Here is a 21,732-nt window from a genome sequence, read left to right on the forward strand (position 1 = left end):
TGATGCGCGCGCTCACCAGACGCCAGGCAGCAGGCGATAGCGCACGCGCGTCACATAGTCGGCATAGCCCGGCAGGCCCTCGCGCAGCGTGCGCTCCTCGATGCGAATGCGGACCGCAAACAAGACGAGGAACAAGGGCGCCATCAGAAGTCCCCACCATGAGCCCAGAAGCAGCGGCACGCCGGCGAAGAACAGCATCATGCCGCTGTACATGGGATGGCGTACATGGGCATAAGGCCCCGTCGAGATCACGCGCTGCGCGCGCTCGGCTTGCAGCTTCACCACGGGCGCCGCGAACGAGTTCTCGCGGAAAACCCAGAGGATGAACAGCGTCGAAAGCAGGAACAGGGCGAGGCCGAGCATCTGCAGCGCCATCGGCATGTCGGAGGACAGCGTACGCCGGTCAAGCCCCATCGCCGCCAGCCAGACCAGCATCGTAATGACGAAGACGGCCATGAACGCCTTGTCGGCAGCGGGCTGGTCCTTTTGCAGGACCGGCCGCAGGCGTTCGGCGAGCAGTGCGGGGTCGACCCGGTAAAGCCACCAGCCGCAGAGCGGGCCGAGCAGGGCGGAGGTCGCGAGGAACACCCAAGCCGACGGCCAGTGCAGGGTTCCGGCGCACGCGAACAGCAGCGCGCCCATGGCGGCGGTGGTGATCGTGCTCTGCAACAGCAGTCTTGCGATCATGCGCAGGTCTCAGGGTAGCCGCGCACGATATTGGTCCCGCTATCCGGCGAAGATGCGGCCGGACACGCGAAAAGCCCGATCGACCGGATCGGGCATTTCATCTCGACGCGGCTGATCAGGCGAGCTGATCGATCCGAGTACCCTGACCCGGCGGCAGCGGCGCAGGCGGCGGCGGCTTATAGGTCGGGTCGTTGTCCTTGGTCTTGGTCTGATCGTCCTGCTGCTTGGTCGTGTCGTAGCTCGGCACCACGATCGCGATCGGCGGCGGCGAAACGGTAGAAACGCTCATCCACAAATCCTCACATATGGAAACAATTGACCCTGCGCCGCGAGACGCGAAATTTCCTTCAAGCCAATCGTTAAAATGCGAGGGATCTGGTGCGGCAGAGGAGGCCGCTTTCGTGCCGCCACAAGCGCTGTTTCCGCGAGAGGACAGACCTCTCCTCGTCATTGCGAGCGTAGCTAAGCAATCCAGACTGTTTCCGCGGAGGGATTCTGGATTGCTTCGCTACGCTCGCAATGACGGAGTCCGAAATGGGCGGTGTGCTGTCAGACGCACACCGCGCGGGAGCCGCCTATTCGTCCTTGCCGCGCGTGATCGCGATCGACGCATCCGTCTTGGTGCGGGTGCATTCCATGTTGAGACGCCGGTAGCGCATGCTGATCTTGTCGCCGCGCAAGAGCCCCATCCGCTTCAGGCAGCGTGTCGCGCCCGTCGTCGTATCGTCCTTGGTCACGGTGAAGACGATCGCGGCCATCGACCCCACCAGCGCAAAGAACTCCGGCTTGGGCTTGCGATCGCCCTTGGCATAGAGCTCGATCGAATATTTGTCGCCACGGCAAGCCACGGACAATTCCTTGGCCGCGGGATGAGTCAAGTAGACCACATTGGCGGCGCGGAAATTCACCTTGAGGCGATCGACCTGGTTCGCCAGCTCCTTGGCGCTGTCATCGCAGCGGTCCGCGCGGGCGGGCGAGGCGATGGTCACAAGGCCGGTGATGGCGGCGGCGACCAGGATCGCGCCGCGGACGTGTAAGTTCAATGTCATGATGAAAGCCCCTTAGCGGGCGCATTCAACCGTCGTCTCGCGCGTAGCGCAAGGGGTGCACCCAGGGTCTTCACTGGCGTCATGAGGGCCTCGTGTCCGCCGACAGCCGCCGAAAATAGCTCGCCGTGCCGTCGAATCGGGATGCCCCGACCGCACCAGAGCGCCTTCCCTTTGCGGCAAAAAAGCTTAGAACGCTTCTATGAAAGGGGCCCATGCGAGGGCTCCAAAACCCCGAGATTCCCGCCCATGAACGCTCCCACCACTTTCCCCGACCCCGCCAAGCCCGTTCCGCCCTACAAGCACACGCCGCTGTTTCCGCTGGGTAAGGACGAGACCCCCTACAAGAAGATCACGGCCGAGGGCGTGGGGGTCGAGAAGGTCCTGGGGAAAGACATGCTGGTGGTGTCGCGTGAGGCGCTGCGGGCATTGTCGGAAGCGGCCTTTGGCGACATCAACCACTATCTGCGGCCGGGTCATCTGAAGCAGCTCCGCGCGATCCTGGAGGATAGCGAGGCGAGCCCGAACGACAAGTTCGTCGCGCTGGACTTCCTCAAGAACGCCAACATCGCCGCCGGCGGCGTGCTGCCGATGTGCCAGGACACCGGCACCGCGATCATCATGGGCAAGAAGGGCTGCAACGTCATCACCGATGGTGACGACGAGGCGGCACTGTCGGAAGGCGCGCGCGATGCTTACCTGCGCCGCAATCTGCGCTACTCGCAGGTCGCGCCGCTGTCGATGTACGAGGAGAAGAACACCGCCAACAACATGCCGGCGCAGTGCGAGATCTACGCCGAGGGCGATGACGCCTACAAGTTTATGTTCATGGCGAAGGGCGGCGGCTCCGCCAACAAGAGCTTCCTCTTCCAGGCGACGCCCTCGGTGCTGACCAAGGACCGGCTGCTCGCCTTCCTGAAGGAGAAGGTGTTGACGCTGGGCACCGCGGCGTGCCCGCCCTATCACCTCGCGATCGTCATCGGCGGCACCTCGGCCGAGCTCTGCATGAAGACGGTGAAGCTGGCGTCGGCTCGCTATCTCGACGCGCTGCCGACCCACGGCTCGCCCGACGGCAACGCGTTTCGCGATCTCGAGATGGAGCAGGAAATTCTGAAGATGACGCAGTCGCTCGGCGTCGGCGCGCAGTTCGGCGGCAAATATTTCTGCCACGACGTCCGCGTGATCCGCATGCCGCGTCATGGCGCCTCGCTCCCGATCGGGCTCGGCGTGTCCTGCTCGGCCGATCGCCAGGTGCTCGGCAAGATCACCAGGGAGGGCGTCTATCTCGAGGAGCTCGAGCACAACCCGGCGCAGTATCTGCCTGAGGTCGAGCAGTCGCTCGGCGGCGAGGTCGTCAAGATCGACCTCAACCAGCCGATGAAGGATATCCTTGCCACGTTCTCGAAGTACCCGACCAAGACGCGGGTATCGATGACCGGCACCATGATCGTCGCGCGCGATTCCGCGCATGCCAAGCTGCGCGAGCGGCTCGACAAGGGCGAGCCGCTGCCGGACTATTTCAAGAACCATCCGGTCTATTACGCGGGCCCGGCCAAGACGCCCGAGGGCTATGCCTCCGGTGCGTTCGGCCCGACCACTGCGGGCCGTATGGATTCTTTTGTCGATCAGTTCCAGGCCGCCGGCGGCTCGATGGTGATGGTCGCCAAGGGCAACCGCGCGCCGGCCGTGCGTGAGGCCTGCAAGAAGTATGGCGGCTTCTATCTCGGCTCGATCGGCGGTGCCGCGGCGAATCTTGCCGAGCACTGCATCAAGAAGGTCGAGGTGCTCGAATATCCCGAGCTCGGCATGGAAGCGATTTGGCGCATCGAGGTCGTCGACTTCCCGGCGTTCATCATCATCGACGACAAGGGCAATGACTTCTTCAAGGAGTTGAATTTGGGCTGAGGCCGCGTTCCCCGGACGCTGCGCAGCATGAAATGATGCGCTGCTGATCCGGGGTCCCCATGGCGGGCATGGGTCCCGGCTCTGCGATGCACCGCTTCGCGCTGCGTCGCGTCCGGGCCACGAGACTTACTCGCTCAACTACAATTTGTGACCTGGTTGGAGCACAGCCCGCGCCACCAGCCGCGGACGCCGTCCTGGCTCTCGACCAAGCCCCAGAGGCCGCTGCAGGCAAAGATGTGCTTCGGTCCGCCGTCGGTGTCGATCGCGCCGCCGAGCTCGCGCTGGGCGGGCATCCATTTCGCATCGACGAAGGGTGCTTGGAACAGGCCGCCCATGCGTGTCGCGCCATTGGCGTAGGACGCGCCGACCTTGTTGGAGGCGACCCAGCCGCGTCCGGCATAGGGCTTTGGCGCGCTGCGCGGATATTTCTTGTCGTCCTCGTAGTCCTTGCCCGGCGGCTTGGCGCCTTCGATCAGAAACCAGCCGTTCTTGAAACCGATGATGCGGAATTCGGTAAGCCAGCCGCCATCCGGCGTGTTCTCGCTGCCGCCGAGCTTGAACCGGTAGGGCGGCGGAAGCGTGCCGAGCACACGCGCCTTGATCGATGGTTCGGCACGCACGTTGAGGCCATCAGGATCCTTGTCGACGGACCATGCGCCGAAATCGCAGGGCTCGGTACCGTCGGGAAGCGTTGAGCGCCTGGCGGCGAGATCGGCATGCAGCTTTGCGAAGTCGGTGTCGTCGTTGTCAGAATCGGGCCCGCTACGCGGCTTCAATTCGGCTGAGATTGCGCGCGTCGCATCCGGCGTCAGCGCGACCACGAGAGCCTGGCGCGTGGCGAACACGCTTGCAGGTGACTTCGGATCGTTCGACGAGATCGGATAGACGGCGAGGTAGCCCGTCAACCCTTCGGTTCGATAGGCCGTGCCGGCGACATAGCCTGCCGGTAGCATGGCGAGCGCGCTTGCCCGCCACGCCGGTTCGGCGTCGTCCGCGCTAGCCGCTTGTGTCGCGACACACAGGATCGTCGCCGCGATGAGACCGAGCGCGCGCACCGTTGCCGCGCCGCTTAGGCGCGCGTGCCGGTGAACGGGAAGCTGCCCATCGGGCCGATGCCCATCTCACCGCTCATGCTGTCGCCGGAGACGGTTCCGATGAATTCGAGCGTCAAGGGCATCGGATTGGTGATCGAGACCTTCCAGTTGACGGCATCGCCGCTGACGGTGCCATCGAAAATCTCGGCTGTATCGCCTTCCGCGCCCTGCGTCCCCGTGAGCGTGCCGCCGGCAGCCGTCAGGCTCAGCGTCGCCTTGCGCTCGCCCATGGGGGTCGTCAGGGTCAGAGTCCAGTTGCCGTCGACGGCCATTCGCGTCTCCCAAGATCCCGGCGGACCGCGACGATCCGCGGGCCAGTCCCGGCCGAGCGTATAGCGCAACTCGCCGCTCGCGCCTAACGCTCCGTTGGAGGCATTTAGGCGCGGGCGGCGGCGCGTCGTCGGCTGGTGACGATGAGGCGAAGCACGACGTATTGCACGGCGAAGGCGAGGATCTTGGCGCCGCCCGCGACCACCGTGATGTAGAACGCCCACAGCTTCAGATCGCCTGTGGAGGCGACGGCGATCATGCCGGCGCCGATTACGAACATCAGCGCGGCCCAGGCATAACCTGCAGCCGTCACATATTCCGGAACGGTCTCGACGACGATCGGCGGCATGTAGCGCAGCATCCAGCCCCGCTTGAGCATGATGGCGCCGATCGCGAAATGCGCGATCGAGGGCTTTGCGAGCATGAAGCGGGGATCGTTGGTCAGCAGCGTGACCGTGCCGAGCACGACGACGAGCGCGACGCTCGCATAGGTCATGTAATTGAGCTGCTGCCCCTTGACGCGCGCGTAGATCACCTGCGCGATCGCTCCGGCAATCGCCACCGACGTTGCCAGGACGACGTTGTCGGTGATGATGTAGATGACCAGGAAGACGATGGCAGAGAAGAGGTCGGAGGCGAGGCGGGCGAATACGTCCTTCATCGTCGATCCTGTTCAGCGGGAGTTGGACATTGGGCTGGCCGGCGCACCGTACTTGATCTGCCGATATTCGGGATACCATTTTGTGAAATAGATCGCGCTGTTGCGGGCGGCGAAGGCGACCGCAAGGCTCGACCAGAGCGGCAGGCCGGGGACATAGAGCAGCACGAGATTGGCGGCCGCCATCAGCAGCGCAGCCGCGGTCCAAGCGCCCGTGATGACGTAATTGGCATAGAGAAAGCCGGGCATTGCCGCGGTCTCGGCCGGCACGGATTTGACCGCGTATTGCAGCGTGAAGGGACGCCGGACCAGCATCGAGCCGAGCGAGATGACGAAGATGCCGATGTCGACCGACAGCTTGACACCGAGCGTGCCAAGCGCCGGGTCGAACAGCGCGAGGTGGAGGCCGATTGCGGCGAATAGCAGCGCCGAGCCCATAGCCAGGATCTTCAGCGAGCGACCGCGCACGACATCGATCGCCACGGTGGCCAGACAGGTTGCCGAGGCTACGAATACGCTGATCGTGGCAGACGTCATCAGCATCAGGAAAGTGAAGGCGCCGTAGGGCGCGAGGATCAGGAAAATCGCCATGGTTCGCCTCGGTCCGGCTTTATCTTTACGGTGTAAAGATCAATATGTCAGCAGCGAGGCGTGGTCAAGTCAAATCTTTACAGTGTCAAAATGACGTAAGCGACTTCCAAAAATTGGATTGCTGCAACGGCTTGGTCGGCCATCTCATCAATGAAGCCGGCCCAGGACAGGTGCGGCAGCACAGGTAACGCGCAGGCGATCGAGAGGACGAAGGCGAGCAAGATACCGCCGTTGAAGATGGTTTGGCCGCTCCGCCGCGGCCGGATCATCGGGAGCGTGATCCCGGCGCAGATCAGGAACAGGATCAGGACAGCGAGGCGGTCCGCGGTGATCGAGGGCATATGCATGAGAGACCTTTTGGTGACATCAGCGATGTCGAGAGGAGAGCTACCGCGCGCCGACCCAATTGCCGTGAAAACCGTCGGGCACGCGATGGCCGAGCTGCACCAGCGCGACGGGGCCGGCCTCGACATCCTTGGCATTGAACACGGCGAGGTCGCTGCGGTTTTCCCGCGCGCGCCAGACCACCGCCAGCAGCCAGCCGTCGCCTTCCGCCGCATCTTTCGACCGCTCGACGAAGACCGGCTCGGAGATGGTGTCGCCGGCCGGCAGCAGATAATGGCCGAGGCGCGTTCCATTGCCATCAACATGGACGACGCCGGACAGCGCGCCGAACATCGGCAGCTTCGGATTGGCGCAGGCGTACCAGCCGTGACGGCTCTTCAATCCGGCGCGGCGGTCGTCGATGCGCGGGAATTCGCCGGTGAGATCGTCGAGATAGGTCTGCTGGAAGCGGTCGGTCTTCCCGGCAAGATCGAAGGTCCAGCGGCAGTGGCGAGCGAAGGATTTCTCGGGATTGGTGGGCTTGCCGTCGGGATGCGTAAATAGTGGTGCTTCCTCGAACTGCATGACGTCCGCGATGATGCGGTCACCGTCCTCCCAAGCATTCATGACGTGGAAGACGTAGCAGGCTTCAGCACGAAACCAGACGATGTCCTTCGCGCTGCCCTTGCGCTTGATCACGCCGACATAGGCGCCCTTGTCCGGCTCCCAGGCATAGGGCGGCCGCCCGCTGATCGCGCGCTCCATGCTGCCGGTGACGGGCAGGATCGGAAACAGCACGTGGTTCTCGGTGACGATGAAGTCGTGCACCATGCTGGGATAGGGCGCCTCGAAACGTTCGAAGCGCGTCGCCTTGCCGGACGCGTCGATCGAGCCGTAGGAGAGGGCAGGCGTCAGCGGACCCGCGGCGTTGTAGCCGAAGAACACCAGCTCGCCGGTGACGGGATCGATCTTCGGGTGCGCGGTGAAGCTGCCGGCGACACGGCCCTGATAATTGTGATAGCCGCGGGTTGCGAGCGTGCCCGGATCGATCTCAGTCGGCAGATGGGCTTCTTCCAGCGCAAGCAGCTTGCCGGCATGGAAGATGATGTTGGTGTTGGCGACGCCGCCGTCGGTGAGGTCTTGCGGCGCATCCGGCAGCTTGCGGCCGAAGCCCCCGAACAACGCGCGGCCGGCATCGTGCTCGGCCAGCCATTTCGGCGTACGGACCCAGCGATTGCGATGGCTGGCGCGGCCGTTCTCGAGGTGAAAGGCGTGCAGCATGCCGTCGCCGACGAACCAGTGCGCGCCGGGCGAGTCGAACTGCGGATTGGGGCCGTTGCGATAGAGCGTGCCGTTCAGTTCGCGCGGCAATTCACCGATGATTTTCAGGAAGGGCGCGTCGGCCTCGAACGGAATCGGACCGAGGTTGTGGCGGCGTTCGGCAACGGCGTCCTGCTGCACGGCGTATCCCTTCCTTATCTTTACATCGTAAAGATCAAATAGCCGTACGAGGGGTTCTGGTCAAGTGAAATCTTTACACTGTCAATATTGCATCCTATAGCTGGCCCATGGGCAAGAGTGAGATCAGGACAGAAACCGCGCGCGGTGCGCGTACTTCAAAGAAGGCGAGCGCGCCGGCGCGTCCCGCGCGACGAACGGCGAGCGTCAAGTCCGAGGCGCCCTATCACCACGGCGCGCTGCGCGAGGCGCTGCTCCAGGCCGCCGAACGGGTGCTGGAGCGTGACGGGCTCGCCGGCCTGACATTGCGCGCGGTGGCGCGCGAGGCGGGCGTCTCGCACGCCGCGCCCACCCATCATTTCGGCGACCTCACCGGGCTTCTCAGTGAGCTCGCGGCCGTCGGCTTCCGCCAGTTCAATGCGGCGATGGCGTCGTCCTCTGACACCGCCACCACCCCGCTCGAGCACGCGCTGGCGCGGCCGAAAGCCTATGTTGCCTATGCCCAGGCTCATCCCGGCATGTACGGCATCATGTTCCGCACCGAGCGCCTCGACTATTCCAGGCCGTCGCTGCACGAGGCCGCCGAGGCGTCCTTTGCCGGGCTCGCCAATGCCGTCGGCATGATGCGGCAGGAGCAGATCCGCGGCGACGCGCTGACGCTCAATCAGGGCGCTGCGATCGCGCGCGCCTGGTCGATGGTGCACGGTTTTACGATGCTGCTGCTCGATGGACGGCTGGAGGATATTCTGGGGCGTCTGCCCGAGGGCACGACTCCCGAACGCCTGCTCGAGGCCATGCTGATGTCGCCCGTGACGGGGAAGCCGCCGGGCCCCTGATCGATTGCCGGCGAGCGCCTAGCGCATCGTCGCGAGCTCGACCGCGCGGCCGCGTGCGCCTATGATCTTCACCTCGTCCTTGCCGCAGGTAAAGCTGCGGGCGAACTCGTCCGCGGCCTTGCGCGCGAGCTCATTGGCGTTCGGGTTGGCGATCGCGTCGACATAGGCGACGTGGCAGACGGGGCCGGGTGGCAGCCGGGTCACGATGAGCATGGCCTTGGTGTTCGGCCGCCCCTGCTTGTCGGGATCGGTGCCATCGGCGATGTGCCAGCGCTGGATCATCGCAAACGGCTTGGCCCCAGCGGTGCGCCATTCGACGGTGGTTTCGGACGAGTTGAACGGAGCGAACCAGACTTTAGCCGCCGGTTCCTCGGCCGCGGCCTCGCGATTGCGGCCGACGGAGACGATTTCGCGAAGATCGTCTTCGGCGATCAGGACCACGAGGCCATCCTTGCCCTTGCAGACCCGCGTGGTGCTGCCGTCGAGCTCGCTGGGCTTTCCGATCTGGCGGCAATCCTTCGGGACCGTCGAGGTATATTGGCTGCCCACGGATCGGGCGTCGGCGCGGTCGAGACCATTGCACATCAGCAACATGGCCAAGGGCAATATGGCCAAGCCTGCGGTGGTGATGCGGAACATGACGACGCCTTTGATCGAGTGGGAACTCCGTACCATCAGACGTCTTGATTGTGGGCAAGGTTCAAACGGGGTCAACAGACACCTGACAGCGGCGCGGAATCGTTCTAGAAGAGCGGCTTCGCTTGGGCTCTTTCAGCCTCGTTCGCGTCCTCGTTTTTCGTGATCATGCCAGCCACCTCGTCGAACAAACCTTATCGCGTCGGCCGCTCGAAGACCGGGCTCGGCCTCTTCGCCACCAAGCCGATCAAGAAGGGCACCCGGATCATCCGTTATTACGGACCGATCCTGGACTCCCGGATTCCCGAGCACGACGACATCGAGAACAAATACCTGTTCGAGCTCAACGGCCGCTGGACCATCGACGGCTCGGTGCGCAAGAACCTCGCGCGCTATATCAACCATTCGTGCCGGCCCAACGCCGAATCCGACGTGCGGCCGCGCGAGCGCAAGGTTTTCATCCGCGCCATCAGGAACATCGAGCCGGGCGACGAGATCAATTACGACTACGGCACCGATTATTTCAAAGCCTACCTGAAGCCGATCGGCTGCAAGTGCGAATCTTGCGAGAAGAAGCGCAAGAAGCTGCGCGCCGAGGCGCGGGCCGAACGCGCCAAGGTGAAGGCGCGCGCGGAGCGCAAAGCCGAGAAGGCGAGCGTGAAGTCCGCCAAAAAGAAGAAGCTTAATGGTCATGCCGTCGGCAAGGCGAAGGGCCGCGCGCGGGCCTAGCCTGAGTTCGAGCTTCTGGCATAACTGTCATGCCCCGCGAAAGCGGGGCATTCAGTACGCCGCAGCTCCGTATGCGACGACTACCTCTGGAATACTGGGTCGCCCGGTCCAGCCGGGCAACGACAGCGAGTGATGTGGCCTCAGGCAGCCAGCACACTCCCGCTCCTGCGCAATCCCACATATTGCAGTTCGGCAAACACGCCGGTCGCGATCGCCTGCGCCACGACCATGAGCTCGCCGGCAAGGTTCGGCGACACCGCGCCCGAGAGCAGCAGCGCAATGCTGCCGACGGTCCAGGCCGCGTTGCCGACCACGACCAGCAGCACGAGCGGCTTTGCCACGGAGGCGCGTGAGGCGAGCCAGCCGACCAGCGCCGTGTAGGCGATCAGGAACAGGCCGGTCTCGCGCAGCAGCGCTTCGGGTAGGTTGAACAGCGAGGCGAACGCGCTGGCGCCGAACGTGAAACCGAGAGCGGCCACGCCGCTGAAGATCGCGTCGGCAAGAAGCGCGCGGCGAAGGAAGGTGGATGCGTCGATCATCGTGGGTCTCCATGGTTGGGGTGGGCTCGAGGTGAAACTCAGTGCAATCCACGCCACCAGGCGCGGAGCAGGCGGGCGAGGCGGAACGGGCAGAGGCTCCTGCCGACGCTGTGCTCGAAGGCCGTGACCTGCGCGACGACGTAGTCGCCGGTCGAATGCACCAGCGGCTCCGGCATGTTGAGGCTGCGCGCCAGCATCCGGGTTGCGAGCGCCATGGCCCAGGGAACTAGCTGGTCTGTGACGGTCCGGTAGAGCAGCAATGCGATCATGGTCGTCTCCTGTTACGACCCAAGATGCGCCGGCCCGAGCCCCAATTCGATTACCTCCGACGTAATGGAAGGGCCGAAATCTGCGTGCTAGGTTTTCGACCATGAACGCACATGCATCCACCGCACAGGCCGAACGCAGCCAGCCGGTCCATATCGGCGACCATTTGCGCGAATGGCGGCAGCGCCGCCGCATGAGCCAGCTCGATCTCGCCGGTGAGGCCGAAATCTCGGCGCGGCATTTGAGCTTCGTCGAGACCGGCCGCGCCGCGCCCTCGCGCGACATGGTGCTCAGACTCGCCGAACGTCTCGACGTGCCACTGCGCGAACGCAACGTGCTGCTGGTCGCCGCCGGCTATGCCCCGGCCTTTCCGCAACGCACGCTGGAGGATCCCGCCTTGAAATCAGCCCGCCAGGCGATCGACCTCGTCCTCAGGGCGCATGAGCCGAATCCGGCGCTGGCCTATGACCGGCACTGGAATCTGGTCTCCGCCAACCGCATGCTGGCGCCGCTGCTCGCCGGCATCCCGCAGCGGCTGCTCGGTCAGCCCTTCAACGTGCTGAGGCTTGCCTTCCATCCCGAGGCGCTGGCGCCGCGCACGGTCAATCTCGCGGAATGGTGCGGACATCTCCTGGAGCGGCTGCACCGGCAATGCGAGGCCACGGCCGATCCCGAGCTGATCAAGCTGTATAACGACTTGAAGAGTTATCCGATCCCGGCGCGCGCGGCGCCGCTGTCGAGCGACAATGTCGCGATCCCCTTCAAGCTGCGCCACGAGGGGGAGATACTAAGTTTCTTCTCCACCACCATGGTATTCGGTACGCCCGTCGACATCACGCTGTCGGAGCTGGCTCTGGAAACCTTCTTCCCGGCCGACGAGCGCACTGCCGAGCGGCTGAAGCAGATGGCGGCTGGCTTGCAGTAGTGCCGTTTACAGGAGCCGGTGGCGCTCGCATAATCCCCGGATGACACGCTCGTCCCGGCCATTACGGTCGGCCAATCCGGTCGGCGACCTTTTGCGCCGCTGGCGCATGCGCCGTGCATTGAGCCAGGCGGAGCTGGCGTTCGAGGCCGGCATTTCGATCAAGCATCTGAGCTATGTCGAGACCGGCAAGTCGGCGGCAAGCCGGGAGATCCTCCTGCAGCTCGCGACCGCCCTCGGTTTGTCGCTGCGTGATCGCAATGCGCTGCTGGAGGCCGGGGGTTTCGCGCGACTATACGGCGAGCGCGATCTTTCAGCGCCGGAGCTTGCCGACGCGCGGCGCGCGATCGATCTTCTGCTCCGGCGGCACGAACCGTTTCCCGCGATCGTGACCGATCGGCGCTGGAACGTGATGGAGGCCAACTGCGCCGCGTCGCGGCTGATGACGATGCTGCTTGGGCAAGAACGCATGCAGCGGCCGCTCAATCACATGCGCATGTTCCTCGCGCCGGACGAGCTCAAGCCGTTCGTCGAGAATTGGCCCATCGTCGCGACCGCGTTGTTGTCGCGTGCGCGGCACGAAGCGATGGCTGCACCGCTCGACGAGGTCCTGCAATCGACGTGGCGCGAATTGACGCGGCTGCCGGAGCTTCCCGCACTCAGGATCGAGGACAACGTCGCGCCGGGGCCGCTCTGCGAAGTGCGCTTACGAAAGGGCGACGCCCGCATCGGTCTGATCGGTGCGGTGCTGACGCTCGGGACCCCGCAAGACGTGACGCTTCAGGAGCTTCGCGTTGAAATGTTCATGCCGGCGGATGCCGTGTCCGAGGCCACTCTGATCGCGCTTGCGGCTCAGGAGGCCTGAGCTCGCTCGGCGTCGCGGCGCTCAAAGCTCATGGCTTGCATCACCTCCGCAAACGGACCTTTGAGATCGCTCAGTGTCGCCATGGTCAGGCCCGCGCCGTTGGTGCCGACGCGCGTGGCGGCGCGGATCAGGATCCATTCGCTCTCCGGCGGTCGGAAGAAGTAGAGGCTGATCTCGGGATTGATAAAGGTCCAGTTGCGCATGTCGACGATCTGCGCAACGCCGCTCGAAAAGTCCGCGGCCTGCACCGCTTGGAGCAGTGGTGTGTTCGGTTCGCCCTCGACCAGGGGTGCATCAAGTCGCATCCAGGCGGCGGCCGGGCCGGGCTTCTCCAGCGCGCCCTCGATCAGCCGCACCGACACGTTCTGGAAATACCGGCTCCATTTCTGCGCGAAGGCCGCCGGTGCTGCGCCTGTCTCAGGCGTCTTGTCGATAGTCGCGGGCCTGGCGAAGGGATCGACGGGCGATTCTCCGCTCGGCGCCGTCAAGAGCGCCGTGCAACGGCCGATCTCGGTCTCTCCGTCCATCAGCCGCACCTGGGCGGTCTTGGCCTTGCGGCCGTCGCGCAACAATTCGGTGGTGGTCTGGAAGACGCGCAGGCCCGCCGGTCGCCACAGGTCGAAGGTCAGGCGCCGCACCGCAAAGCCGGATTCGGTGGCGAGACGGTCGATGTCGCGGGTCATCAGGGCGGTGGTGGCGCTTCCCTGCAACATGTCAGGCGACCACGGGCCGCCGGCATGCTCCATAGCCCGGAACTGCTGGCCTTCCGGCTTGAAAATAGCGGTCATCGCGGTTTCCCCTCGTGCTTGATCGTGGCCGCGAGTATCGGGTCGGGTGAGGCCTGTCACAATAACCGCAGAGGTGAAGTCGTGAGTCATGCAGGACCGGTGCCTTGCGCCGCCTCCGGTTCGGTTTATCTTCCGACGCCCCCGTACCGTCCGAAGGAGACGTCCGACATGAGCACGTTGAAACCTCTTCAGATCGACGTCGTTTCCGACGTGGTATGCCCCTGGTGCTATATCGGCAAGCACCGGATCGAGAGTGCGCTGGCGCTGGTGCCCGATGTTCCGGTCAAGCTCAATTTCCGTCCCTTCTTCCTCAATCCCTGGGTGCCGTCCGAGGGCATCAGCCGGGAGGAGTATCTCACCAAGAAGTTCGGCTCGGTCGAGGCCTACAAGGGCATTGCGGGACGCGTCGTTGCGGCCGCGGGCGAAGAGGGGCTCGTCTATCGGCCCGAGCTTGTCGCGCGTCAGCCCAACACCACCGACTGCCACCGCCTGATCCTCTGGGCCGAGGCGATCGGCAAGGCGCCCGAGATGAAGCAGCGCCTGATGGAGCTCTACTTCCGCGACGGCGGCGACCTCACCGATTTGAACGTGCTTGTGCAGGCGGCTGCCGATGTCGGCCTCGATGCCGACGACGTGCGCCGGCGCCTCGCCACCGACGAGGACGTCGCGCGCGTATCGGCGGACGCGCAGGAAGCCGCCGAGAAAGGCATCTCCGGCGTGCCGACCTACGTGTTCGCGCAAAAATACGCCGTCTCCGGCGCGCAGGATCCCAACATGCTCGCGCGCGCCATCCGCGAGGTCTCGGCGGAGATCAACGCCCAGGCGGCGGAGTAGGAGCCATCCTATTTACGAAGCAGGCGAACTGCGCGACGCGCCGCCGCGTAGGCGATGCCGTGCGCCGCGAGCGCTCCGTGAACCAGCGCCACGATGGGGTCGTTCCGCCGCAACGGTATCAGCACGTCGCCGACGGCGAAGCGCCCGCGCCAGATCGGATTGATCATGGGGTGATCGGCGCTCGCCGTGGAATCCGCGCTGGCGATGGCTGGATCGGCGCAGAGGCGGCGGGTGAGCTCGAGCGTGAGCTGCACGCCCGGCGAATATCTTGCAAAGCGCTCGTCGATGCCGAGCTTGAAGAAGAAAGCGCGATCCTGGTGGCGCAGCACGATGCCGGCGGCCACCGGCGTCGCGCCGGCGCGAAGGGTGACGATCTCGCATTGCCCGGTTTCTGCCAGCGCGGAAACGGCGCGGCGGATGAAGGTTGCATCGCCGGCATGCTGGACCAGCGCGGTTCCGCGCTTCCCCTTCCAGCCGCTGGCTTCGAGCTGCAAAAATGTCTCGAGCGCCGGCCCGATCTCGTCGGGGCTGCGCGCGACGTCGAACACGATTGCGCCGTGTTCTTCGAGGCGATGCCGTTGGCGGCGTAGCTCCTTGAGCTTTTTGGTGCCGAGCGCGTCGCGTAGCAGCGTCTCACCGTCCTGGGTCGCGTCGAGGCTGGCGCGGATGTAGGAGTTGAGGAGGCGCGGCTTCAGGCCGTCGCGATTCAGAACCTGGCTGAGGGCGGTCATTGCCGCCCCATCGAGCGCGACATCGTTCAGCACGAGCGCATGCGCCCCGGTTGCGCGGGCCTGCTGCAACAGGCGCGCCGCTGCCTCGATCGGGGCATCGCGGTCGATCAGCGGGCTGCACAGCGTACCATAGGGATGCGCGCTCACCAGCGCGGGCAGGGGGATCTTCCATGCCCGCCAGAGCGAGATCACCGGCATCAGCCCGATCAGCCGCGATCCATCGTATGCGGAAAGCGCCGAGGCATCGGTGCGGCCGCGCGCGGTTGCACTGACAGCGAGCTCCCAGCCCGGCAGGTAATATCCGTTCGGCTCGATCGCGCGCTGCGCGAGTGTGCGCCACTGGCCGGGTTCAATCGCCGTGAGCGGGACGCGCGCGCGCGCCGTCGCGGCATGCTTTGCCGATGCCGGATTGATCGCAGCCTGGTGCGCGATATCGACCACGTCCCGTCGTCCCCGTTCAGGAGGCCATGCTTAGCGCAAAGATTGGAAAATACAGTTGGGACACCGTCTCAATTCGAGTGGTAATATTAACGTCGCGTTGAGCATCCGGCCGCGAGCCGGCCGGATGCGCCGATGGACGCCAGAATTGCTCTCGAGCCGGAGGATCATCATGGTCGCCACACCTTTTACGCCGATTGCGTCGCTCCTTGGCGGCGCGTTGATCGGCCTGTCCGCCGTGCTGCTGATGTGGACGACGGGACGGATCGCCGGGGTCAGCGGTATCGCGGCGCGGCTGTTTCCGCCTTACGAGGATCGGCAATTCGCCGGCCGGCTCGCCTTCGTCGCGGGCCTTATCGTCGCGCCCGTTCTGGTGCGCCTTGTCACGGGAGGCGTGCCGGCGCAAACGATCGGCGCCGGAACGCCGCTTCTGATCGTCGCGGGATTGCTCACCGGCTTCGGCGGCGTGTGGGGCAGCGGCTGCACCTCTGGCCACGGCGTCTGTGGCTTGTCGCGGTTGTCGGTGCGATCGCTAGTCGCGACCATGACGTTCATGGCGGCGGGCATGGCGACCGTCTTCGTGATGCGGCACTGGAGCTGACCGCGATGACGATCCTCATTCAGTTCGCGATCGGTGTGGTCTTTGGCCTTGGTCTCATCGTCTCAGGCATGTCGAACCCGGCAAAGGTCCTGAATTTCCTGGACATTGGCGGCATCCCGGCAGGAACGTGGGACGCGAGCCTGGCCTTGGTGATGGCTGGCGCGGTCGCGGTGACCTTCATTGGCTTCAGCCGCGTCTTGAAACTCGCAAGGCCTGTCTTCGCCGACCGCTTCTATGTCCCAACGCGAAACGATATCGATCCGAGAATTATCGCCGGTCCCGCCATCTTCGGTATCGGCTGGGGCCTCGCAGGCTTTTGTCCAGGCCCGGCATTGACCGCGCTCGGATTTGGCTCGGCCTCCGCCTTCATCTTCGTCGTCGCGATGTGTGCCGGCATGGTGCTCGCCCGCTTCATCGCGCAGCTCCCGTCGGCAACGCGTATTGTCACGCCGGGAAAACCGCTCGAGATCTGACATGGACAGGACCGGGCGAGTTATCTCGTCCGGTCCTGCATTTCATGGCTTCATCGACTACCAGCGATCGCCGACACCAACGCCAACACTGACGCCGGGTGCGCGGATGCCGACGCCGCCGCGCGGACCATCGTCCCAGTCGCGATAGGTGCGGCGCTCATAGTAGCGGTCACGCGGCATCGTCGCGTAGGAGTCGCGCACGATCACACGCGAACCGCCGCGGGTGCGATAGCAATTGCCGGAATCGTCGCAGACCAGCCGCACTTGCTGGACGAGATCGGGGCTGGCGTATTCGCTGGTCGTATAGACGTCGGCGGCCTTCGCGCCGCTCACCGCTGCCAAGGCTCCGACGCCAGCCAGCAACGCAATCGTGAATGTCCTCATCATGTCCTCCTCGAAACTGCCCTCGGCGGTAACAAGAAGGGGAGGCCATGATCGTTCCGGCAAAATTACAGGTTTTTCCCGGAACCGGATCGGACGTCGGCTTGATCCGTTTCCTAGATCGGCTCGTAGCTTTCCGATCCGCAGATGTCGTCCGCTTCGGCGCGGCGGCGATCGACCACCTTTCCGCCTGATATGGTCACGATGTAGGTCTGTGGCCCGAGCGGCGATCCGGTCGCCGAGGTGAGCTGCGCGCGGACGCAAGCTGTCCAGCCCGGTCCTCGTACCTCACGATGGGGTGTGGCGACATGCACCTCACGCGGATAGGACGTGCTGAGGAAGACGACTTCGATCTGCTCGCGCACGACGCGTTTGACGTCGGGGGGCGATTCGGGCGGCGGCTGCTCGGCCTCCTTCATGCGCATGAACTCGGGCACCGGTGCGCGGCTGTCGGCAAACCCGCAGGCCCCGAGCGCGAGCGCGCTGCCCAGCAGCGCGGCATGAGCAATAATCCGTAACATCCGTGAAGGTCCCCTGCGGGCCAAAACATAGGCACGAATGCGATCCGACGAAGACCCGGCCGATCAAAATTTGCTGAAGCCAGAATTCCTTGGAGCCAGGATTCTTGGAGCCAGGATTCTTGGAGCCAAGATTTCCTGAAGCCAAGATTTCCTGAAGCCAAGATTTCCTGAAGCCAAGATTTCCTGAAGCCCTGGAGCCCGCGGCATTGGCTATTCCATAATTGCCGGCTAGTTTGTACCCCAGACGAGGGGGATTGCGCCCATGAGGATTTTGGTCATAGCGGCCGCCGTGCTTGCGCTGGCGGTTGCCTCCGCGCAGGCGCAGATGGGCGGTGGCAGGCGTCAGCCTAACGAGGGCGGCCAGAAGGCGGACAACAAGCCCAAGGTAGACGAGAAGGCCTACAAGGCCGCACTCGAGCGCATTCCCGAGTCCAAGGAGAAGTACGATCCGTGGAGCGGGGCGCGTCCGCCTGAACCTGGCAAGAAGCCGAAATAGGTGAGGCGGGCCTTGGCGACCCGCTCCTGCTATTTGGCCGCTCTCATCACGCTCCTCTTGTTTTCGTCGCGGCCAGGCATCGCCTGGGAGAGCTGGGGTGGCGATCCCGGTGGCTCGCGCTTCTCGCCATTGCGAGAGATCACGCCCGACAATGTCGGCAACCTGGTTCGGGCCTTCGAATTCCACACGGGCGATCTCGCGGCGCGGCCGCCCGGGGTGATGCGGCGAACCAAATTCCAGGCGACGCCGCTGTTCGTCGAGGACAGCCTGGTCTTCTGCTCGCCTTTCAACGAGGTGATCGCGCTCGATCCCGGTACGGGCGCGCAGAAATGGCGCTACGATCCCAGGATCGCGATGAACCAGCGTCCCGCCAACCGCTACGTCTGCCGCGGCGTCACTTACTGGATCGACGATGAGGCGCCTGTAGATGCCGCATGTCGATCGCGCATCTTCATGGGCACCAACGATGTTCGCCTGATCGCGCTCGATGCGAAGACGGGAATCCCCTGTGCCGGCTTCGGCGAGGGCGGTGAGGTCAGGCCCGACATTGGCATGAAGCTGGAATGGCCGGGCGAATTCCAGATCACCTCGCCGCCGGCGGTCGGCCGCGGGGTCGTCGTGGTCGGCTCCGCGATTGGCGACAACCGCCGCGTCGACGCGCCGAGCGGTGTGGTGCGTGCGTTCGATGCGCGTAGCGGTCAGCCGCGCTGGACGTTCGAGCCGCTCAAGCGCGACGGCATCGAAGCCGGTCACGCCAATGTCTGGGCGCCGATGTCGGTCGACGCGGTGCGCGGACTGGTATTCCTGCCGACGTCCTCGCCGTCGCCGGATTTCTGGGGCGGCAAGCGGCCGGGCAACAACGAACATGCCAATTCGGTGGTCGCGCTGCGCATCGAGACGGGCGAGCTCGTATGGGCATTCCAAACCGTGCATCACGACGTCTGGGATTACGATCTGCCGGCGCAACCGACGCTCACGCGCATCGACACCGGCGATGGTCAGCGCGATGTCGTGATCCAGCCGACCAAGCAGGGCTTTGTCTTCGTGCTCGATCGCGACACCGGCAAGCCGGTATGGCCGGTCGAGGAGCGCAGCGTCCCGCAGGGGGCCGCGGAAGGTGAACGGCTGTCGCCCACGCAGCCATTCCCGACGCATGTGCCACAGCTGATGTCGCAAAAAATCTCGGCTGAGGATGCGCTCTCGCTCGTTCCGGGCCTGCGCCGCTCAGCATGCGAGAAGCAGTTTGCGGAGGCACGCAACGAGGGCCTGTACACGCCCCCCTCAACCCAAGGCACGCTGGAGTTTCCGTTCACCGGCGGCGGCGTCAACTGGGGAAGTGCGGCCTTCGACCCCGTCAACCAGGTCCTTTATGCCAACACCAGCCGGGCCGTTCATCTCATCAAGCTGATTCCGCGGGCGGAGGCGGCCGGGTTCGATCCTCCGCCCGGTCATGATTTCGGCCAGCAGACGGGTGCGCCGTTTGCGATGTCGCGTGCGGTGGCAATGTCGCCGCTCGGGCTTCTTTGCAACAAGCCGCCCTGGGGCGAGATGGTCGCGGTCGATCTGAAGGCCGGCAAGATCCTCTGGCGTTCGACGGTCGGCACCACCGAGGATCTCGCCCCGCTCGGCGTGCCGCTGCCGTGGGGTGCGCCGCTCGTCAACGGGCTCGCGGTCACGGCAGGGGGGCTCGTCTTCACCGGAGCGATGGACGCCTATTTGCGCGCCTTCGATGCGCGCAGCGGCAGGGAGCTGTGGCAGGGTCGGCTGCCCGTGCCCGGCGTCGCCAATCCCATGACCTATCTCTGGAAGGGCGAGCAGTATGTCGCGATCGGCGCCGGCGGCCATTCCGAGGCAGGCACCTCGATCGGCGACAGCGTCGTTGCGTTTCGCCTGGCAAGGCCGGGCGAGGGGCCGTCGCTGTGGTCGCGTACCATCGATCGCCCCGGCGGACGATTTTTTGCTGCATCCTCGGCGATCGCGCTCGCGATCGTCGCGCTCGTGGTTGCAAGCCTGCGCTGGCGTCGCCGACGTCGCATCGCGCGAACATGACGCAGCATCGCGCGCGCGATGCGAATGATCGTTCACATCGTATGCACTACTGTACGAAAGCGAGGCCGATGCGCCTGTCGCTACGCCAGACAGGGCGGCATTTGCGCACGAAATTGTCGCGCGCGATCGCGAGCGTGAACGATTGCGGCAATGTGACGAGGGCATCGAGGTCGATTGCGGCGCCGTCCGCCGACATGTTTCGCACCGTGCACGTGATGCCGCTGTTTTCAAAGGTGATCTTTCCACCCTTGAAAACACGGTGACGCTGCGCAGCACGCTTCTCGATCATCCGCGTTAATCCATAATGATCTTTGTGAAGTAGTGCATAGAAATTACGTTGAACTAAACTCAATACTGGCGCTACTTGCACAGCGCTTCAGATTTCGTTTACGACGTCGAAGCGGAGTCACTCCGCGGATTTCCCCCAAGCCGTTCCTTTGTGGCGCTACGCGCCGATGGAGATATTGATGAAGACCACGTTTTCGCTTCTGTTCGCCGCAGCGCTCTCGCTCTCGTCCATGCCCGCCCACGCCACCAAGCTCGATCTCGCGACCATGAGCTGCAAGCAGTTCCTGGAGAGCGGCGACGACACCATCAAGATGGTGCTGACCTGGATGGACGGCTGGTACAAGGGCGATGAAGAGAACGCGATCATCGACACCGACGTATTCGTCGAGACCGCCAAGCAGTTCGGCAGCTATTGCGGAAAAAATCCCAACGTCAGCATTGTCACCGCGGCTGACGAAGTGCTCGGCAAGTAACTTCTGCCGCGTGAGGGCACGGCGCGCGATCACAACCGCGCTTCCCGTCTCGACATGACGCCATTGAGAGCCGCGGTGCGCTTTGCGCTCACGCGGCTTTCTTCTTTCGGATGATGCTCACCCCGGTAGCATCGCGAACGCGCTCGACACCATCGCCACCGGCTTGTTGTCGGTGGCCGAGAGCAGCGTGACCCGGCCAAAGCTCATGGTGCGTCCGAGTCGCACCACGCGGGCGTCGGCCAGCACGTCCGACGAGGAGACGGCGCGCATGAAATGCGTGGTCTGGTCGACCGTCGTCATCGGACGATAGCCGCGGTTGGCGGCGAGGTTCGCGATCACCATCGCGGTGTCGGCGAGCGCCATCAGCGCCTGGCCGCAGACCACACCACCGTTGCGGCACAGCCGCTCCGAGAACGGCATGCGCAGGAGCGCTGCCGGCTGCCAGTCCGGCACGTCCGGCGGCGGCAGGTGATCGATGCGCTCGACCGACAGGTTGAGATCCTGGACCCAGGGCGCAAATACTTCGCCGAGGATGCGTCGGGCCTCACTGATGCCGAACTCGGCTTCTGGCTGCGATGGCATTGCTGTCGTTCCCTCCTGTATTGCCGGATGTTCGGCATTTCGAGCGGACCGGCGCGGCAAAGTCGCCGGTCTGCCGCGGGTCCCGTCGGCTTGAAAATGCCTGACTTCGTCCGGTATGATGCCATGGAGTGGGTATGGGTGGGTGATGTTGCGTAGGTATGTCCTCGTGTTTTGTCTGGCCGGGCTCGGCCTGTTGCTGAACGGGTGCACCAAGTGCGGCCCGATCTGGGACGACTGGCTCCACGCGCCG

The 21,732-nt window shown here is 64.6% G+C and carries 29 protein-coding genes; 11 read left to right on the top strand and 18 right to left on the bottom strand.

Annotated features, from left to right (window positions below; all coding sequences use genetic code 11):
• Positions 1 to 12 precede the first annotated feature (12 nt).
• The 3 genes from AC0L23_RS14230 to AC0L23_RS14240 all read right to left on the bottom strand — a co-directional run bounded on the left by AC0L23_RS14230 (position 13) and on the right by AC0L23_RS14240 (position 1,736).
• Positions 13 to 687: a methyltransferase family protein gene (locus AC0L23_RS14230; RefSeq protein WP_473357040.1), complete on the bottom strand. Its 675-nt coding sequence runs from the start codon at positions 685 to 687 to the stop codon at positions 13 to 15.
• A 115-nt stretch (positions 688 to 802) separates the two neighbouring features.
• A complete protein-coding gene (locus AC0L23_RS14235; RefSeq protein WP_018456406.1) occupies positions 803 to 976 on the bottom strand; it encodes a hypothetical protein in 174 nt (57 codons plus the stop codon).
• Positions 977 to 1,262: 286 nt separating this feature from the next.
• Positions 1,263 to 1,736: a hypothetical protein gene (locus tag AC0L23_RS14240; protein WP_035975114.1), complete on the bottom strand. Its 474-nt coding sequence runs from the start codon at positions 1,734 to 1,736 to the stop codon at positions 1,263 to 1,265.
• 246 nt (positions 1,737 to 1,982) lie between these two features.
• Here AC0L23_RS14240 and AC0L23_RS14245 point away from each other — a divergent pair, with 246 nt between their 5' ends.
• On the top strand, positions 1,983 to 3,638 hold the full coding sequence (locus AC0L23_RS14245) for a fumarate hydratase (protein WP_204511676.1): 1,656 nt from the start codon (positions 1,983 to 1,985) through the stop codon (positions 3,636 to 3,638).
• Between the two features lie 134 nt (positions 3,639 to 3,772).
• Here the strand turns inward: AC0L23_RS14245 and AC0L23_RS14250 are convergent, their stop codons facing one another.
• From AC0L23_RS14250 to AC0L23_RS14275, 6 genes are all read right to left on the bottom strand, one after another.
• Positions 3,773 to 4,693, bottom strand: a complete 921-nt coding sequence (locus tag AC0L23_RS14250; protein WP_473357041.1) for an SH3 domain-containing protein — start codon at positions 4,691 to 4,693, stop codon at positions 3,773 to 3,775.
• A gap of 14 nt (positions 4,694 to 4,707) precedes the next feature.
• Positions 4,708 to 5,004 carry a hypothetical protein gene (locus AC0L23_RS14255; RefSeq protein ID WP_007602176.1) on the bottom strand — a complete coding sequence of 99 codons (297 nt, stop codon included), beginning with the start codon at positions 5,002 to 5,004 and terminating at the stop codon, positions 4,708 to 4,710.
• A 104-nt stretch (positions 5,005 to 5,108) separates the two neighbouring features.
• Positions 5,109 to 5,663, bottom strand: a complete 555-nt coding sequence (locus AC0L23_RS14260) for an inner membrane-spanning protein YciB (protein ID WP_085349396.1) — start codon at positions 5,661 to 5,663, stop codon at positions 5,109 to 5,111.
• 12 nt (positions 5,664 to 5,675) lie between these two features.
• Complete coding sequence (locus AC0L23_RS14265; RefSeq protein ID WP_473357042.1) at positions 5,676 to 6,251, bottom strand: hypothetical protein; 576 nt, start codon at positions 6,249 to 6,251, stop codon at positions 5,676 to 5,678.
• Positions 6,252 to 6,328: 77 nt separating this feature from the next.
• Positions 6,329 to 6,598, bottom strand: a complete 270-nt coding sequence (locus AC0L23_RS14270) for a hypothetical protein (RefSeq protein WP_166517616.1) — start codon at positions 6,596 to 6,598, stop codon at positions 6,329 to 6,331.
• 40 nt (positions 6,599 to 6,638) lie between these two features.
• Positions 6,639 to 8,036, bottom strand: coding sequence for a carotenoid oxygenase family protein (locus tag AC0L23_RS14275; RefSeq protein ID WP_473357043.1), 1,398 nt, complete (start codon positions 8,034 to 8,036; stop codon positions 6,639 to 6,641).
• A gap of 107 nt (positions 8,037 to 8,143) precedes the next feature.
• Here AC0L23_RS14275 and AC0L23_RS14280 point away from each other — a divergent pair, with 107 nt between their 5' ends.
• Complete coding sequence (locus tag AC0L23_RS14280) at positions 8,144 to 8,869, top strand: TetR/AcrR family transcriptional regulator (RefSeq protein WP_473357044.1); 726 nt, start codon at positions 8,144 to 8,146, stop codon at positions 8,867 to 8,869.
• A gap of 18 nt (positions 8,870 to 8,887) precedes the next feature.
• Here the strand turns inward: AC0L23_RS14280 and AC0L23_RS14285 are convergent, their stop codons facing one another.
• Positions 8,888 to 9,508 carry a hypothetical protein gene (locus AC0L23_RS14285; RefSeq protein ID WP_473357081.1) on the bottom strand — a complete coding sequence of 207 codons (621 nt, stop codon included), beginning with the start codon at positions 9,506 to 9,508 and terminating at the stop codon, positions 8,888 to 8,890.
• A gap of 165 nt (positions 9,509 to 9,673) precedes the next feature.
• Here AC0L23_RS14285 and AC0L23_RS14290 point away from each other — a divergent pair, with 165 nt between their 5' ends.
• Positions 9,674 to 10,234, top strand: a complete 561-nt coding sequence (locus AC0L23_RS14290) for an SET domain-containing protein (protein ID WP_473357045.1) — start codon at positions 9,674 to 9,676, stop codon at positions 10,232 to 10,234.
• Positions 10,235 to 10,374: 140 nt separating this feature from the next.
• Here AC0L23_RS14290 and AC0L23_RS14295 read toward each other — a convergent pair whose 3' ends face one another.
• Both AC0L23_RS14295 and AC0L23_RS14300 read right to left on the bottom strand, forming a co-directional pair.
• The gene (locus AC0L23_RS14295) at positions 10,375 to 10,773 is read right to left on the bottom strand and encodes a hypothetical protein (protein WP_018456396.1); all 399 of its coding nucleotides are present in this window, start codon (positions 10,771 to 10,773) and stop codon (positions 10,375 to 10,377) included.
• Between the two features lie 38 nt (positions 10,774 to 10,811).
• Positions 10,812 to 11,042, bottom strand: a complete 231-nt coding sequence (locus AC0L23_RS14300) for a hypothetical protein (RefSeq protein WP_026233166.1) — start codon at positions 11,040 to 11,042, stop codon at positions 10,812 to 10,814.
• 101 nt (positions 11,043 to 11,143) lie between these two features.
• Here AC0L23_RS14300 and AC0L23_RS14305 point away from each other — a divergent pair, with 101 nt between their 5' ends.
• Together AC0L23_RS14305 and AC0L23_RS14310 are read left to right on the top strand one after the other, a co-directional pair.
• The gene (locus AC0L23_RS14305) at positions 11,144 to 11,965 is read left to right on the top strand and encodes a helix-turn-helix domain-containing protein (protein ID WP_204511671.1); all 822 of its coding nucleotides are present in this window, start codon (positions 11,144 to 11,146) and stop codon (positions 11,963 to 11,965) included.
• 40 nt (positions 11,966 to 12,005) lie between these two features.
• Positions 12,006 to 12,827 carry a helix-turn-helix domain-containing protein gene (locus AC0L23_RS14310; protein WP_247456831.1) on the top strand — a complete coding sequence of 274 codons (822 nt, stop codon included), beginning with the start codon at positions 12,006 to 12,008 and terminating at the stop codon, positions 12,825 to 12,827.
• On the opposite strand, the gene AC0L23_RS14315 is transcribed toward AC0L23_RS14310, so the two are convergent.
• Entirely contained in the window at positions 12,815 to 13,615 is an 801-nt protein-coding gene (locus AC0L23_RS14315; protein ID WP_473357046.1) for a thioesterase family protein, read from the bottom strand. The genes AC0L23_RS14310 and AC0L23_RS14315 overlap by 13 nt on opposite strands.
• A 168-nt stretch (positions 13,616 to 13,783) precedes the next feature.
• On the opposite strand from AC0L23_RS14315, the gene AC0L23_RS14320 reads away from it, so the two are divergent.
• Complete coding sequence (locus AC0L23_RS14320) at positions 13,784 to 14,449, top strand: DsbA family oxidoreductase (RefSeq protein WP_085349430.1); 666 nt, start codon at positions 13,784 to 13,786, stop codon at positions 14,447 to 14,449.
• 8 nt (positions 14,450 to 14,457) lie between these two features.
• On the opposite strand, the gene AC0L23_RS14325 is transcribed toward AC0L23_RS14320, so the two are convergent.
• Positions 14,458 to 15,621, bottom strand: a complete 1,164-nt coding sequence (locus AC0L23_RS14325) for a GNAT family N-acetyltransferase (protein WP_247409387.1) — start codon at positions 15,619 to 15,621, stop codon at positions 14,458 to 14,460.
• A gap of 169 nt (positions 15,622 to 15,790) precedes the next feature.
• On the opposite strand from AC0L23_RS14325, the gene AC0L23_RS14330 reads away from it, so the two are divergent.
• Together AC0L23_RS14330 and AC0L23_RS14335 are read left to right on the top strand one after the other, a co-directional pair.
• A complete protein-coding gene (locus AC0L23_RS14330) occupies positions 15,791 to 16,219 on the top strand; it encodes a YeeE/YedE family protein (protein WP_473357047.1) in 429 nt (142 codons plus the stop codon).
• Between the two features lie 5 nt (positions 16,220 to 16,224).
• Positions 16,225 to 16,692 (top strand): DUF6691 family protein, encoded by a 468-nt coding sequence (locus tag AC0L23_RS14335; RefSeq protein ID WP_473357048.1) that lies wholly within the window; start codon positions 16,225 to 16,227, stop codon positions 16,690 to 16,692.
• 57 nt (positions 16,693 to 16,749) lie between these two features.
• On the opposite strand, the gene AC0L23_RS14340 is transcribed toward AC0L23_RS14335, so the two are convergent.
• The gene (locus AC0L23_RS14340; protein WP_473357049.1) at positions 16,750 to 17,079 is read right to left on the bottom strand and encodes a hypothetical protein; all 330 of its coding nucleotides are present in this window, start codon (positions 17,077 to 17,079) and stop codon (positions 16,750 to 16,752) included.
• Between the two features lie 110 nt (positions 17,080 to 17,189).
• The gene (locus tag AC0L23_RS14345) at positions 17,190 to 17,594 is read right to left on the bottom strand and encodes a hypothetical protein (RefSeq protein ID WP_085349384.1); all 405 of its coding nucleotides are present in this window, start codon (positions 17,592 to 17,594) and stop codon (positions 17,190 to 17,192) included.
• Positions 17,595 to 17,856: 262 nt separating this feature from the next.
• Here AC0L23_RS14345 and AC0L23_RS14350 point away from each other — a divergent pair, with 262 nt between their 5' ends.
• Both AC0L23_RS14350 and AC0L23_RS14355 read left to right on the top strand, forming a co-directional pair.
• Entirely contained in the window at positions 17,857 to 18,090 is a 234-nt protein-coding gene (locus AC0L23_RS14350) for a hypothetical protein (protein ID WP_018456385.1), read from the top strand.
• Positions 18,091 to 18,123: 33 nt separating this feature from the next.
• Positions 18,124 to 20,139 (top strand): pyrroloquinoline quinone-dependent dehydrogenase, encoded by a 2,016-nt coding sequence (locus tag AC0L23_RS14355; RefSeq protein WP_473357082.1) that lies wholly within the window; start codon positions 18,124 to 18,126, stop codon positions 20,137 to 20,139.
• A gap of 46 nt (positions 20,140 to 20,185) precedes the next feature.
• Here the strand turns inward: AC0L23_RS14355 and AC0L23_RS14360 are convergent, their stop codons facing one another.
• Positions 20,186 to 20,428: a PilZ domain-containing protein gene (locus AC0L23_RS14360; RefSeq protein ID WP_085384306.1), complete on the bottom strand. Its 243-nt coding sequence runs from the start codon at positions 20,426 to 20,428 to the stop codon at positions 20,186 to 20,188.
• 178 nt (positions 20,429 to 20,606) lie between these two features.
• On the opposite strand from AC0L23_RS14360, the gene AC0L23_RS14365 reads away from it, so the two are divergent.
• Positions 20,607 to 20,900, top strand: a complete 294-nt coding sequence (locus AC0L23_RS14365; protein WP_473357050.1) for an HdeA/HdeB family chaperone — start codon at positions 20,607 to 20,609, stop codon at positions 20,898 to 20,900.
• 117 nt (positions 20,901 to 21,017) lie between these two features.
• Here the strand turns inward: AC0L23_RS14365 and AC0L23_RS14370 are convergent, their stop codons facing one another.
• Positions 21,018 to 21,482 (bottom strand): PaaI family thioesterase, encoded by a 465-nt coding sequence (locus AC0L23_RS14370; RefSeq protein ID WP_018456381.1) that lies wholly within the window; start codon positions 21,480 to 21,482, stop codon positions 21,018 to 21,020.
• Positions 21,483 to 21,732 lie beyond the last annotated feature (250 nt).

This window comes from Bradyrhizobium sp. MI1.4, from assembly GCF_055811315.1.

Coding starts and splice junctions, on each gene's coding strand:
- AC0L23_RS14230 (WP_473357040.1), bottom strand. CDS start 687: ATGATCGCAAGACTGCTGTTGCAGAGCACGATCACCACCGCCGCCATG.
- AC0L23_RS14235 (WP_018456406.1), bottom strand. CDS start 976: ATGAGCGTTTCTACCGTTTCGCCGCCGCCGATCGCGATCGTGGTGCCG.
- AC0L23_RS14240 (WP_035975114.1), bottom strand. CDS start 1,736: ATGACATTGAACTTACACGTCCGCGGCGCGATCCTGGTCGCCGCCGCC.
- AC0L23_RS14245 (WP_204511676.1), top strand. CDS start 1,983: ATGAACGCTCCCACCACTTTCCCCGACCCCGCCAAGCCCGTTCCGCCC.
- AC0L23_RS14255 (WP_007602176.1), bottom strand. CDS start 5,004: ATGGCCGTCGACGGCAACTGGACTCTGACCCTGACGACCCCCATGGGC.
- AC0L23_RS14260 (WP_085349396.1), bottom strand. CDS start 5,663: ATGAAGGACGTATTCGCCCGCCTCGCCTCCGACCTCTTCTCTGCCATC.
- AC0L23_RS14265 (WP_473357042.1), bottom strand. CDS start 6,251: ATGGCGATTTTCCTGATCCTCGCGCCCTACGGCGCCTTCACTTTCCTG.
- AC0L23_RS14270 (WP_166517616.1), bottom strand. CDS start 6,598: ATGCATATGCCCTCGATCACCGCGGACCGCCTCGCTGTCCTGATCCTG.
- AC0L23_RS14280 (WP_473357044.1), top strand. CDS start 8,144: ATGGGCAAGAGTGAGATCAGGACAGAAACCGCGCGCGGTGCGCGTACT.
- AC0L23_RS14285 (WP_473357081.1), bottom strand. CDS start 9,508: ATGTTCCGCATCACCACCGCAGGCTTGGCCATATTGCCCTTGGCCATG.
- AC0L23_RS14290 (WP_473357045.1), top strand. CDS start 9,674: ATGCCAGCCACCTCGTCGAACAAACCTTATCGCGTCGGCCGCTCGAAG.
- AC0L23_RS14295 (WP_018456396.1), bottom strand. CDS start 10,773: ATGATCGACGCATCCACCTTCCTTCGCCGCGCGCTTCTTGCCGACGCG.
- AC0L23_RS14300 (WP_026233166.1), bottom strand. CDS start 11,042: ATGATCGCATTGCTGCTCTACCGGACCGTCACAGACCAGCTAGTTCCC.
- AC0L23_RS14305 (WP_204511671.1), top strand. CDS start 11,144: ATGAACGCACATGCATCCACCGCACAGGCCGAACGCAGCCAGCCGGTC.
- AC0L23_RS14310 (WP_247456831.1), top strand. CDS start 12,006: ATGACACGCTCGTCCCGGCCATTACGGTCGGCCAATCCGGTCGGCGAC.
- AC0L23_RS14315 (WP_473357046.1), bottom strand. CDS start 13,615: ATGACCGCTATTTTCAAGCCGGAAGGCCAGCAGTTCCGGGCTATGGAG.
- AC0L23_RS14320 (WP_085349430.1), top strand. CDS start 13,784: ATGAGCACGTTGAAACCTCTTCAGATCGACGTCGTTTCCGACGTGGTA.
- AC0L23_RS14330 (WP_473357047.1), top strand. CDS start 15,791: ATGGTCGCCACACCTTTTACGCCGATTGCGTCGCTCCTTGGCGGCGCG.
- AC0L23_RS14335 (WP_473357048.1), top strand. CDS start 16,225: ATGACGATCCTCATTCAGTTCGCGATCGGTGTGGTCTTTGGCCTTGGT.
- AC0L23_RS14340 (WP_473357049.1), bottom strand. CDS start 17,079: ATGATGAGGACATTCACGATTGCGTTGCTGGCTGGCGTCGGAGCCTTG.
- AC0L23_RS14345 (WP_085349384.1), bottom strand. CDS start 17,594: ATGTTACGGATTATTGCTCATGCCGCGCTGCTGGGCAGCGCGCTCGCG.
- AC0L23_RS14350 (WP_018456385.1), top strand. CDS start 17,857: ATGAGGATTTTGGTCATAGCGGCCGCCGTGCTTGCGCTGGCGGTTGCC.
- AC0L23_RS14360 (WP_085384306.1), bottom strand. CDS start 20,428: ATGATCGAGAAGCGTGCTGCGCAGCGTCACCGTGTTTTCAAGGGTGGA.
- AC0L23_RS14365 (WP_473357050.1), top strand. CDS start 20,607: ATGAAGACCACGTTTTCGCTTCTGTTCGCCGCAGCGCTCTCGCTCTCG.
- AC0L23_RS14370 (WP_018456381.1), bottom strand. CDS start 21,482: ATGCCATCGCAGCCAGAAGCCGAGTTCGGCATCAGTGAGGCCCGACGC.